Raw genomic sequence first — 12,002 nt, 5'->3', positions numbered from 1 at the left:
AGAGCAAGGCTCGCGCCGAAATTACATCGACGTGCGGGAAATGCGCCGTGAGGCGTGTTTCCCTAGCCCGAAAAGAAAAAACCCGCAGCGATGCGGGTTTTTTTTCGTCCGTGCGGTTTTTGCACGTTGCGCGCCCCTGCCTCGGAGCCGAAAGCCGCGCCGCGAGCGTTATTGCTTCGCTTCGCCAGGCGTGGCCTCGTCCGCATCCGTATCGTTGCTCCGCGCCCAGAAGAAGCGATCTGGCAGCCAGGCACCCATGCCCGGCCTGAACGCGTTCTGCACGGCCTGATACAGATACTCTTGCGCCTCCCGCACGGCCTCGGGCGGCTCCTGCCCATTCGCGAGCAGCGCGGCGATGGCGGCGCCGAGCGTGTCCGTCAGACCCATCATCGGCTGCGTGGAGCGGTCCCACAGGTCCTGGCGCAGCTGTCCGTCTTCGCAATACAACGTGTTGACCACGCGATGCGTGCCCGTTTCCATCGCCAGGATGTACTCGCAACCCGTGGCGAGCAGGTGCGCGATGGCCGCGTCGACGCTGGGCGCCTCCGCGTCGCCGTCCGGCTGCGCGAGCGCGATCAGCGTGGCGGAGTCAGCCACAAGCAGCGTGGTTTGCGGCACGAGCAGGTCGGCCATGGCTTCGCGTAGCTCGTCGGCGGCGAGTACGTGCTCGTCATCGAGCGTGAAGTCGGGAGCAAGGATAAGCGGTAAGTCGTCGTAGTCGGCGACCACTTCCGCGATTGCGGTTACGACTTCGGCGCGCGCGCCCGCACCTACCTTGAACGCCGCGATGGGCATGTCTTCGAGCAGCATGCGCGCCTGGGTGGCGACGGTTTCCGGATCGAGACCGGTCACTTCGTCGCAGCCCGCGGAGTCGCGCACGGTGTAGCCGGTCAGCGCGGTGACGCCGTGGCAACCCATGCTGGCGAGCGTGAGCAGGTCGGCTTGCAGTCCGCCGCCACCCGTCGGGTCGGAAAGGCCGAAGGTGAGGACGATGGGAGGGGTGTCGCTGGGCATGAACGTGGCGAGATGGATTGAACTTCGGGCGCGGCGTACCGCGCCGTCATAAGAGAATGCTTTAATTATGCGGCTTATCGATGAATCCGGGGGACGGATGACCCTGGCGCGCGCGAGGACTATTTCGCGCTGCACCAGCCGCTCGCGGCGACGCATTTCGTTTGATCCCGTGCAGGCCAGATTTCCTCTTGCTAGGCATGGAAACGGCAACAAGGTACCATCATGGCTCTCGTTTCCCCGATTTTTTTCCGACTGGTTTCGGACTTTTCGACGCGGCATAAGAATGGAATATAGAAGCTGGATGTGCCTGATCTGCGGCTGGATTTACGACGAAGAAGCCGGTTTGCCAGACGAAGGCATTGCCCCCGGCACGCGCTGGGAGGATGTCCCGATCAACTGGACCTGCCCTGAGTGCGGCGCGCGCAAGGAAGACTTCGAAATGGTGCAGATCTGAGACCTCGCTGGCGGCTGAGCGCGGTTTTCGCGCGTTTCTGAGTCGGTTCACAGGTAGCTGGTGGTCGCCGGCGCGCAGTCTGGCTGCAGATTCCAGAAGTGTGTCGAGTGCGGTGCCGCAACGGGTGGCACCGTATTTGCGATTGCCGTCGCGGTTGTCGACGCTTTCGTCGAAATTGCCCGCCTGGTCGGCCCGCTAACGTTTTCGGCGCTGCCCTATGAGTCATCCTTCAAGCTCTGATGTGCGGTTCGAAGCGTTGCCGAATCCGCGCGGCGGCACGGTGCCGTTCGCGCACGGCGCGCTCGCGCAGGCGCTCGCCGCGTTCCAGGAGCAGCGTGACGTCGCCCGGCCGCTGCGCCAGGCCGCCCGCACGCTGCACGACGCCGGCTGGCTCGCTGCCGCGCGCTTTGCCGACACGCTGCTCCTCGCTTCCCCGCTCGCGCTTGCCGCGCCGGTGCCAGTAGCGCCGCCGCCGGGCTTGCCCGTGCGGCCGCTCCATGCGCCCGAGGAAGCGCAGGGCGCTGAAATCCGCGCCTCGTTCAGCGAGGCGCTCGAAGATCTTGCCGCTGCGCTCGAACGCCGCAATCTGCGCGAGCTGGCGTGCTCGCCCTCGCTTTTCGCGCGGCAGCATGCGCTCGTGGCCGCGCTTGCGCAGCACATGCCGGGCGTCGCGCTAGCCTACGAGGACGTGGCGCTGCAGGGCCGGCCGATCGCGCCCGCTTCGTTGCATCCGCAGCCTGCGCAGCGGTTTGGTCAGGTGCGCGCGCGCTTTGAGCAGGCGCTCCTGCATGCGCTGAAATCCCAGCTCGGCAATGGCAGCCGTGCGGCCAATGCGCTCGCGCTCGCGGCGTTCGACGAGATGGACGCCTGCATGGCCGAGCTATCGAGTCCCGATCCCTACGACTTCTGGCGTCTTGCTGCTGCGTGCGGACGCGCGCTGCGGCGCGGCGTGGCGTCGTGGGGCGACGAACGCGTGCGGCGGCTTTACGCGCGCTGCAATCTGCTGATCGGCGAGCACGCGCGCGGCCTGCGCTTCGCGCCACAAACGCTCGTGCGCTCGACGCTGGCGTTGCTATGGCGCGACTACGCGCTTTTCGGGGCCGCCGCGGAAGATACCGCTGACGTCGATCTGCTGCACGACTACGGTTTGACCGTGGAATGGCACATTGCCGGCACGCAAGCCTCGGAGGCGCTGTGGGAAGCCGGCAGCGCGCAGGCCGGCGCGCTAGCGGCGCGCGTTGCGTCCACGCGCGAACTGGGCGCGCTGGTCGTGAACGGCAATGCGTATGAAGATTTTCTGCAGACCGCCGATGCGGCGATGATCGCGCTCGGCATGCACTCGCGCACGCTGATGCTACGTGGCGGGGGCGCGACCCCGGAGCCTGCAGATGCGCTGGTCGCGGCCGAAGCGGCGTACCGCATTGGCGCCGCCGCCTGGGCGCTCGGCCTCGGGCACGTCGGCCAGCTCGCGGACGCGCTAGGCCTCGCCTGGCGGCGCACCGCGCACTCGGCAACGCTCGCGGCACTCGAGGCTCGGGGCGCACCGACGGTTCAGCCGCCCGGCGCCGAGGCGATCGAGCACGCCAGCGAGGCGCTGCGCGCCATGCTGCACAAGGTCGCGGCGGGGATCGCACAGCCCGACGCTGCGCCCGCGGTGCGTGCGCTCGGCGTGGCGATCGTCAACGGCGCGCCGCAAAATGCAGTGCAAAATATTGCGCACTGACTGCGCCGCGCCTCTGGATTCGAGGCGCGGACCGTACCTCGCAGAGGCCAGGCATCGGCCTTGCGGCATCTGCCGATTGCCTTGCGAGGGCACAGCACGCGCGTGTTAGAGTGAGCCATTCCCTGCAATGCGCAACGCGCAGCGGCTGGCAAGGTGCGAGGCAGCCTTCGGGCGCCCGACCTCCGGCCTGGCAGCGTGCCGCCATTGCGCATCGTCTTTGCTAGAATTCAAACCATGTCCAAGAGTACCGATCGCATCAATCTGACCAACCAGTTCCTGATCGCCATGCCAAACATGGCGGATCCCACGTTTTCAGGAACGGTGGTCTACCTTTGCGATCATTCGGAGCGCGGCGCGCTCGGTCTCGTCATCAATCGGCCCACCGACATCGATCTCGAGGCGCTCTTTTCCCGCATCGACCTCAAGCTCGAAATCGAGCCGCTGCTGCATGTGCCCGTCTATTTCGGCGGCCCGGTGCAGACGGAGCGGGGCTTCGTGCTGCACGCGCCCGCCGAAGGCACGACCTATACGTCTTCGATGTCTGTGCCGGGCGGGCTCGAGATGACCACGTCGAAGGACGTGCTCGAAGCCGTCGCCAACGGCAGCGGCCCCGAACGCTTCCTGCTCACGCTCGGTCATGCCGGATGGGGCGCGGGTCAGCTCGAGGACGAAATCTCGAAGAACGGCTGGCTCACGGTCGAGGCGGATCCGAAGATCGTATTCGACGTGCCTGCCGAAGAACGCTTCGAAGCGGCGCTCGCGCTGCTCGGCATTTCCTCGACGATGCTGTCGGGCGAGGCGGGTCACGCATGAGCGTGGCAGCTGGGCGAGGGGCCGGCGAGGCCACCTTGCTTGCGTTCGACTATGGCGAAAAGCGCATCGGCGTCGCGCTCGGCAACGCGCTCACGCGCAGCGCCCGGGCGCTCACCGTCATTCCAAACAAGAGTCGCGACTACCGCTTCGAAGCGATAGGCGCGTTGCTGCGCGAATGGCAGCCCGATCTGCTCGTGGTCGGCTTGCCGTGCCATCCGGACGGCACGCCGCACTTCATGACGCAGCACGCGAAGCGCTTTGGCAACCAGCTCAACGGCCGTTTCGGTCTGCGGGTGGTGTGGGTGGACGAGCGCTATTCGTCCGTCGACGCCGAAGCGCGGCTGCGCGAGCGCGGCGAGCGCGTCGAACATGTCGACGCCGAAGCGGCCTCCGTGATTCTCCAGCAGTACCTCGACGAACTCCCGCTCTAACTAGCCCGCGAGTTGCCCGATGATCATTCCCGACGCTGAGGCGCTGTATTACGCCCTTCTCGACGAGATCCGCGCGGCGTATCACGCCGATGCGTTCGGCGCGCCCGGTGGCGTGGCGATCGTCGGCATTCATAGCGGCGGCGCGTGGATCGCCGAGCGGCTCGCCCATGACGTCGGGGCGCTCGAATGGGGCGTGCTCAACGTTGCGCTGCACCGCGACGACTATGCGAAGAAAGGCTTGCACAGCAAGGCTAGCCCGACGGCGCTGCCCTTCGCGGTGGAAGGCCGCCACATACTGCTCGTCGACGACGTGCTGTTCACGGGCCGCACCGTGCGCGCCGCGCTCAACGAACTCTATGACTACGGGCGGCCGGCCTCCGTCGAACTCGCGGTGCTCGCCGAACGCGGCGGGCGCGAGTTGCCGGTGACCGCGCGTTTCACCGGCGGCGCGGTGAGCGTCGGTACGCGCGAAACGCTTGTGCTCGCACACGGCACCGACGGCCGCTTCGCCTTTCACGTCGAGCCGGGCAGCGGCGCCTGACGCGCACATCGAACACATTTGGCGGCAGCGGCGGCAGGCGCACAGGCGCGCAATCCGGCCACGCGCCGCCCATCACATCCAGGATTCACGCGATGAACACACAGCCCACGTCCGCCGCATCCACAGCGGACGACAAGCGTTTTCGCTACGGCTTTCTCAAGGGCAATCCGCAGCTCACGAAGAATGGCGAGCTCAAGCATCTGCTGTCGATCGAAGGCCTGTCGCGCGCAATCCTCACGCACGTTCTCGATACCGCCACGCAGTTCGTGAGCGTGACCGACCGCGACGTGAAGAAGGTGCCGTTGCTGCGCGGCAAGTCGGTGTTCAACCTGTTCTTCGAGAACTCAACGCGCACGCGCACCACCTTCGAGATTGCGGCGAAGCGTCTCTCGGCGGACGTGCTCAACCTGAACATCAACGCTTCGTCGACGAGCAAGGGCGAGTCGCTGCTCGACACCATCGGCAACCTTTCGGCGATGCACGCCGACATGTTCGTCGTGCGCCACGCGTCTAGCGGCGCGCCGTACCTGATCGCCGAACACTGCGCGCCGCACGTGCACGTGATCAATGCCGGCGACGGCCGTCACGCGCACCCGACGCAAGGGCTGCTCGACATGTACACGATCCGCCACTACAAGCGCGATTTCACGAATCTGCGTGTGGCGATCGTGGGCGACATCCTGCATTCACGTGTGGCGCGCTCGGACATTCATGCGCTCACGACGCTCGGCGTGCCCGAAGTGCGCGCCATCGGCCCGCGTACGCTGCTGCCGGGCGGCCTCGAGCAGATGGGCGTGCGCGTGTTTCATAACCTCGACGAAGGCCTGAAGGACGTCGACGTCATCATCATGCTGCGCTTGCAGAACGAGCGCATGAGCGGCGCGCTGCTGCCTTCCGCGCAGGAATATTTCAAGAGTTGGGGCTTGACGCCCGAGCGCCTCGCGCTCGCCGCATCGGATGCGATCGTCATGCATCCGGGGCCGATGAATCGCGGCGTGGAAATCGACTCGCAGGTTGCAGACGGCCCGCAGTCGGTGATCCTCGACCAGGTGAGCTTTGGTATCGCGGTGCGCATGGCGGTGATGGGCATCGTCGCCGGGAATAACGACTGAAGCGGCGAGAACAACAAGGGCAGCAGATGAAGATTCATATTCAAGGTGGCACGCTGATCGATCCTGCGGCCGGGACGGAACAGCAGCAGGACGTGTATATCGAAGCGGGCAAGATCGCCGCGCTTGGCGCGGCGCCCGCGGGCTTCCAGGCGGACAGAACGGTCGATGCGCGTGGCCTCGTGGTCGCGCCCGGTCTCGTCGACCTGAGCGCGCGCTTGCGCGAGCCGGGCTACGAGCACAAGGCCACGCTCGACTCGGAGATGAACGCGGCGCTCGCGGGCGGCGTGACGAGCCTCGTGTGTCCGCCGGACACCGACCCGGTGCTCGACGAGGCCGGCCTCGTCGAGATGCTCAAGCACCGCGCGGGCAAGCTCGCGCGTGCGCATGTGCATCCGCTCGGCGCACTCACCGTGGGCCTGAAAGGGCAGGTGATCACCGAGATGGTGTCGCTGACCGAGGCGGGCTGCATCGGCTTCACGCAGGCCGATGCACCGATCGCCGATACCCAGGTCCTGATGCGCGCGCTGCAGTACGCAAGCACCTATGGGTACGCCGTGTGGCTGCGGCCGCAGGACGCGTATCTCTCGAAGGGCGGCGTGGCCGCGAGCGGCGCACTGGCTTCGCGCCTTGGCCTTTCCGGCGTGCCCGAGAGCGCTGAGACGATCGCGCTGCATACGCTCTTCGAACTGATGCGTGTGACGGGCGCGCGCGTGCACGTGCAGCATCTTTCGTCGGCCGCAGGCGTGGCGCTCGTGCGCGCCGCGAAGGCCGAGGGCCTGCCCGTGACCTGCGACGTGACGGCCAACCATCTGCATCTGATCGACATGGATATCGGCTATTTCGACGCGCAGTTCCGGCTCGACCCACCGCTGCGCCAGCAACGCGATCGCGAGGCGATTCGCGCGGGTCTCGCAGACGGCACGATCGATGCGATCTGCTCGCAGCACACCCCCGTGGACGATGACGAAAAGCTGCTGCCTTTCGCTGAAGCGACTCCGGGTGCAACGGGCCTCGAGCTGTTCCTCTCGCTCACGTTGAAATGGGCGCAGGAAGCGCGCGTGCCGCTTGCGAAGGCGCTTGCGCATGTGACGTCGGCGCCGGCTGCCGTGATGCAGCGTGACGCCGGGCGGCTCGCCGTGGGCGCGAGTGCGGACCTCTGCGTGTTCGATCGCCATGCGCACTGGCGCGTCGAGCCGCGTGCGCTCAGGAGCCAGGGGCACAACACGCCGTTCCTCGGCTACGAACTGCCCGCCGTGGTGCGCGCAACGCTCGTGGCGGGGCGCGTGGGTTTTGAGCGTGGCTTCGATCGCGCATGACAGATTTGTGTCATGAGGGTCTGCTAGGATCACGCGATTCAGCCTATCGTCGAACATGAGCCTCTTCATTCGCAAGACCCGCCTGCTCGCGCATCTACTGCGCGGCGCCTTGACCGTTGCGATGCGTTTTCCGCGCGCGAGCGCTGATCAGCGGCACGCCATGAACCGCACGTGGTCCCTCAAGATGCTCGAGCTGTGCGGCATGAAGCTCGTCGTGCACAACGACGCGGCGAGGCTCGACGCGGGCGCGCTCGTCGTCAGCAACCACATTTCGTGGATCGATATCTACGTGATCAACGCGTGGCGTCCCACACCGTTCGTCTCGAAAGCCGAGATCCGCCATTGGCCGCTCATTGGCTGGTTTGCGCAGAATCTCGACACCGTGTTCGTTGAGCGCGAGAAGCGCAGCGACGCGCGCCGCATCATGCATGAACTGGCCGAGCGTCTCACGCGCGGTGAGCTGATGTGCGTGTTTCCTGAAGGCACGACGTCGGACGGCCGCGCGCTCTTGCCGTTTCACTCGAACATGTTTCAGGCGGCGGTATCGGCAGGGAAGCCTGTGCAGCCGCTGTGCATTCTGTATGAGGATGCACAGGGACGGCAGTCGGTGGCGCCGGCGTATATCGACGACCTTTCGCTCAAGGATTCGCTGGACGCGATGCTCAAGGCTGGGCCGCTGACCGCTCATGTCTACGTGGGCGATGCGATCGAAGCCGGGGACGACCGACGCAAGCTGGCGGCGCGTGCGCAGGAGGCGGTGGGGCAGGCGTTGGAGACGATGCGCGGTGAACCGGCGGCGCATCGGCATGGCGAGGCGCAGGCGACCTGACGCCTGCTTGCGTGGGCCGGCGCGACTAGGTGTGCGCTAGCCGTTCATCGCGCGGCAACTCTCGCACGGCACCTGAGTGAGGATGCGCTCGCGCGGATCTTCGACGAGATGGATTGCCGAGAGCTGCTCGCCCCACACGCAGCCCGAATCGAGCCCGATCAGGTTTTTGCGCAAGGTGAGGCCAAGTGCTGCCCAATGGCCGAACACCACCGTCGTTTCGGCCGTTTTGCGACCGGGCACGTCGAACCACGGCATGAAGCCCGGCGGCGCGGAGTCGAGGCCGCCGCTCGACGAGAAGTCCATCACGCCGTCGCGATTGCAAAAGCGCACGCGCGTAAGCGCGCTGCAGGTCACGCGTAGCCGCTCGATACCTTTCAGATCCTTGGACCAGCGGTTCGGCTGGTTGCCATAGAGGCCGGCGAGCGTCTCGCGCCAGTTGTCGCGGCGCAACGCTTTTTCAAGTTCGTGCGCGAGTTCCATCGTGAGATCGACGTCCCATTGCGGCAAAACGCCGGCATGCACCATCAGCGTGCCGTTCTCGTAGTGCGCGATCGGGCGATGACGCACCCAGTGCAGCAGATCTTCGGCGTCGGGCGCGTTCAGGATGTCGTCGATGGTGTCGTCTTTCTTCGACTTGCGGATGCCCGCCGAAACGGACAGCAGATGCAGGTCGTGATTGCCCAGCACTGCCACGCCGCGTTCGCCGAGATCAATCACCTCACGCAGCGTTTCGAGCGACGCGGGACCGCGGTTGATCAGGTCGCCAGCAAACCAGAGCGGCGTGTCCGCGGAGGGTGCGGCCTTGGCGAGCAGTTCGCGAAACGGGGTGAGGCAGCCCTGGAGGTCGCCGAAAGCGAGAGGGGCGGGATGCGGCGTTTGCGTCATCGTGGGGTTGGGATGGATTGCCGTGCGTGGAACATGAGCCTGTGACGGTATCACACGAACAATGCGCCCGCGTGGTCGCGCGGGAATGATGAAAATCCACCACAGTATGAACGTTCAGACCCTAGCTTGGCATGAAAAGTGCGGTCTAAGGAATTTGTCAAGCTGTTTCAAGATGTTAGAGGGGGTGGCGTTCGCGCTGGCGAACCTTATAATCTCTACGGATAAAATCAGAGCCAGAATATGCGGCGTGAATGTGTTCAATTGCCTGTCGCATAACTGCCGATGCTGACCCGCGTGTGCAACATTCTTTGATGCGTCTGGCGCGGGGTCTTGCATGCCAGTGTAGTAGCCACCTCGCGCAACAAAAGGAGTTCCATGATTCTGGTTACGGGCGGTGCCGGTTTTATCGGCGCTAACTTTGTGCTTGACTGGCTGAGTCAATCGGACGAAGCGGTCCTGAATGCTGACAAGCTGACCTACGCGGGTAATCTCGGGACGCTTAAATCGCTACAGAACGATCCGAAGCACGTTTTTGCGCGCGTGGATATTTGCGATCGCGCAGCGCTCGACGCGCTCTTTGCTGAGCACAAGCCGCGCGCGGTACTGCATTTCGCTGCTGAAAGCCACGTTGACCGCTCGATTCATGGTCCGGCTGATTTTGTTCAGACGAATGTTGTCGGCACCTTCACCTTGCTTGAAGCGGCCCGTCGCTACTGGGCTGACTTGCCCGCCACCGAAAGGACTGCGTTCCGTTTCCTGCACGTATCGACGGACGAAGTGTTCGGCTCGCTTTCGGCAACCGATCCGCAATTCTCCGAAACCACACCGTACGCACCCAATAGTCCGTATTCTGCGACAAAGGCGGGTTCGGACCATCTCGTGCGTGCCTATCATCACACGTACGGTTTGCCCACGCTGACGACGAATTGTTCCAACAATTACGGCCCGTACCAGTTTCCAGAGAAACTGATTCCGCTGATGATTGCCAGCGCGCTCGCTGGCAAGCCGCTTCCGGTATACGGCGATGGCCAGAACGTGCGCGACTGGCTCTACGTGAGCGACCATTGCAGCGCGATCCGCGAAGTGCTCGCCCGTGGCAAGGTTGGCGAGACCTATAACATCGGCGGCTGGAACGAGAAGAAGAATCTCGAAGTCGTGCACACGTTGTGCGACTTGCTCGACGAACTGCGCCCGAAGACTGCCGGCTCGTATCGCGATCAGATTACCTATGTGACGGATCGTCCCGGCCACGATCGCCGTTACGCTATCGATGCGCGTAAGCTCGAGCGCGAACTCGGCTGGAAGCCTGCCGAGACGTTCGAAACCGGGCTGGCGAAGACAGTCGGCTGGTATCTCGACAACCAGGCATGGGTCGGCGACGTGGTGTCGGGCGACTACCGCAACTGGGTCGAGACGAACTATGCAAAGCGCGGGTGAGGAACAAGGCAATGGCACGTAAAGGCATCATTCTCGCGGGCGGCTCCGGAACGCGGCTGTATCCGATCACGCACGTCGTGTCGAAACAGCTGCTGCCGGTGTACGACAAACCGATGATCTACTACCCGCTGTCGACGATGATGATGGCGGGCATTCGCGACGTGTTGATCATCTCGACGCCGCAGGACACGCCGCGTTTCGAGGCGATGCTCGGTGACGGCAGCCAGTGGGGGATGAATATCCAGTACGCGGTGCAGCCGTCGCCTGACGGACTCGCTCAGGCGTTCATCATTGGCAAGGATTTCATCGGCAATGATCCGTCCGCGCTGATCCTTGGCGACAACATTTTCTACGGACACGATCTCGCGAAGCAGCTCGAGCATGCTAATGCGCAAGAGGCTGGCGCAACGGTGTTCGCCTATCACGTGCACGATCCCGAGCGTTATGGCGTGGTCGAATTCGATCAGTCGTTCCGTGCGGTATCGATCGAAGAGAAGCCTGCGAAGCCGCGCTCGAACTATGCGGTCACGGGGCTGTACTTCTACGACAACCGCGTGTGCGACATCGCGGCCGACATCAAACCTTCGGCGCGCGGCGAACTGGAAATCACGGATGTGAATTCGCGCTATCTCGCTGACGGTGCGCTCAGCGTCGAGATCATGGGGCGCGGGTATGCGTGGCTCGATACCGGTACGCACGATTCGTTGATCGAGGCGGCGACCTTCATTGCGACGCTGCAGAAGCGCCAAGGCCTCGTTGTCGCGTGTCCCGAGGAGATCGCGTATCGCAAGCAGTGGATTGATGCGGAGCAGGTGTTGAAGCTTGCCAAACCGCTGGCGAAGAACAGCTACGGGCAGTACCTCCAGAACATTCTTATCAATCAGGTTGCATGGCTATCCAGGTAACGGCGACGGCATTGCCCGAAGTCAAGATCATTGAGCCCAGGGTGTTCGGTGACGCACGCGGCTTCTTTTACGAGAGCTTTAACGCGCGCGAGTTCGCTGAGCACGTGGAGCAGGGTGTCGAATTCGTGCAGGACAATCACTCGCGTTCGTCGCGTGGGGTGCTGCGCGGGCTGCACTATCAGATCGAGCATGCGCAGGGGAAGCTCGTGCGCGTGGTCGAGGGTGAAGTGTTCGACGTGGTGGTCGACATCCGAAAAGGCTCGCCGCGCTTCGGTAAGTGGGTCGGCGTGAATCTGTCGGTCGACAATCATCGGCAATTGTGGGTGCCGCCTGGGTTTGCGCACGGCTTTGTCGTGTTGTCGGAGTCCGCGCAGTTTCTGTACAAGACGACCGATTACTGGTACCCGGAGCACGAGCGCAGCATCATCTGGAACGATGCGGAAATCGGAATCGAATGGCCGATCGAGGGCGAGCCGGTGCTGGCGGCGAAGGATGCGGCGGGTGTGCGTCTGGCCGAAGCTGAACTCTACGCTTGAGGCGAA

General features: G+C 64.4%; 13 protein-coding genes. 11 read left to right on the top strand and 2 right to left on the bottom strand.

Features of this window, described 5'->3' with window-relative positions:
- Positions 1-168: 168 nt before the first annotated feature.
- On the bottom strand, positions 169-1,014 hold the full coding sequence (locus JMY28_RS01575) for a hydroxymethylpyrimidine/phosphomethylpyrimidine kinase (protein ID WP_201693917.1): 846 nt from the start codon (positions 1,012-1,014) through the stop codon (positions 169-171).
- Between the two features lie 283 nt (positions 1,015-1,297).
- On the opposite strand from JMY28_RS01575, the gene JMY28_RS01570 reads away from it, so the two are divergent.
- The 8 genes from JMY28_RS01570 (at position 1,298) to JMY28_RS01535 (ending at position 8,233) form a co-directional block, all read left to right on the top strand.
- A complete protein-coding gene (locus tag JMY28_RS01570) occupies positions 1,298-1,468 on the top strand; it encodes a rubredoxin (RefSeq protein ID WP_008342674.1) in 171 nt (56 codons plus the stop codon).
- 217 nt (positions 1,469-1,685) lie between these two features.
- Positions 1,686-3,191: a hypothetical protein gene (locus JMY28_RS01565; protein WP_201693915.1), complete on the top strand. Its 1,506-nt coding sequence runs from the start codon at positions 1,686-1,688 to the stop codon at positions 3,189-3,191.
- A 234-nt stretch (positions 3,192-3,425) separates the two neighbouring features.
- Positions 3,426-4,004: a YqgE/AlgH family protein gene (locus JMY28_RS01560; RefSeq protein WP_201693913.1), complete on the top strand. Its 579-nt coding sequence runs from the start codon at positions 3,426-3,428 to the stop codon at positions 4,002-4,004.
- Positions 4,001-4,435 carry a Holliday junction resolvase RuvX gene (gene ruvX, locus JMY28_RS01555; RefSeq protein WP_201693911.1) on the top strand — a complete coding sequence of 145 codons (435 nt, stop codon included), beginning with the start codon at positions 4,001-4,003 and terminating at the stop codon, positions 4,433-4,435. The genes JMY28_RS01560 and ruvX overlap by 4 nt, the downstream gene beginning before the upstream one ends.
- Positions 4,436-4,454: 19 nt before the next feature.
- Complete coding sequence (gene pyrR / locus JMY28_RS01550) at positions 4,455-4,976, top strand: bifunctional pyr operon transcriptional regulator/uracil phosphoribosyltransferase PyrR (RefSeq protein ID WP_201693909.1); 522 nt, start codon at positions 4,455-4,457, stop codon at positions 4,974-4,976.
- A gap of 92 nt (positions 4,977-5,068) precedes the next feature.
- On the top strand, positions 5,069-6,088 hold the full coding sequence (locus tag JMY28_RS01545; protein ID WP_201693907.1) for an aspartate carbamoyltransferase catalytic subunit: 1,020 nt from the start codon (positions 5,069-5,071) through the stop codon (positions 6,086-6,088).
- A gap of 26 nt (positions 6,089-6,114) precedes the next feature.
- Complete coding sequence (locus tag JMY28_RS01540) at positions 6,115-7,404, top strand: dihydroorotase (protein WP_201693905.1); 1,290 nt, start codon at positions 6,115-6,117, stop codon at positions 7,402-7,404.
- 55 nt (positions 7,405-7,459) lie between these two features.
- Entirely contained in the window at positions 7,460-8,233 is a 774-nt protein-coding gene (locus JMY28_RS01535; RefSeq protein ID WP_201693903.1) for a lysophospholipid acyltransferase family protein, read from the top strand.
- A 36-nt stretch (positions 8,234-8,269) separates the two neighbouring features.
- On the opposite strand, the gene JMY28_RS01530 is transcribed toward JMY28_RS01535, so the two are convergent.
- Positions 8,270-9,118 carry a symmetrical bis(5'-nucleosyl)-tetraphosphatase gene (locus JMY28_RS01530; protein WP_201693901.1) on the bottom strand — a complete coding sequence of 283 codons (849 nt, stop codon included), beginning with the start codon at positions 9,116-9,118 and terminating at the stop codon, positions 8,270-8,272.
- Positions 9,119-9,493: 375 nt separating this feature from the next.
- Here JMY28_RS01530 and rfbB point away from each other — a divergent pair, with 375 nt between their 5' ends.
- From rfbB to rfbC, 3 genes are read left to right on the top strand one after another with little or no spacing between them, the layout of a single operon-like run.
- Positions 9,494-10,555 carry a dTDP-glucose 4,6-dehydratase gene (gene rfbB, locus JMY28_RS01525; protein WP_201693899.1) on the top strand — a complete coding sequence of 354 codons (1,062 nt, stop codon included), beginning with the start codon at positions 9,494-9,496 and terminating at the stop codon, positions 10,553-10,555.
- Positions 10,556-10,566: 11 nt separating this feature from the next.
- On the top strand, positions 10,567-11,460 hold the full coding sequence (gene rfbA / locus JMY28_RS01520; protein WP_201693897.1) for a glucose-1-phosphate thymidylyltransferase RfbA: 894 nt from the start codon (positions 10,567-10,569) through the stop codon (positions 11,458-11,460).
- Entirely contained in the window at positions 11,445-11,996 is a 552-nt protein-coding gene (rfbC, locus tag JMY28_RS01515) for a dTDP-4-dehydrorhamnose 3,5-epimerase (RefSeq protein WP_201693895.1), read from the top strand. Before rfbA ends, rfbC begins: the two co-directional genes overlap by 16 nt.
- The last annotated feature ends 6 nt before the right edge of the window (positions 11,997-12,002 follow it).

It is taken from the genome of Paraburkholderia hiiakae, assembly GCF_904848665.1.
In the GTDB taxonomy this organism is placed as follows: Bacteria; Pseudomonadota; Gammaproteobacteria; order Burkholderiales; family Burkholderiaceae; genus Paraburkholderia; species Paraburkholderia hiiakae.
This window is presented reverse-complemented; position numbering and strand designations above follow the sequence as displayed.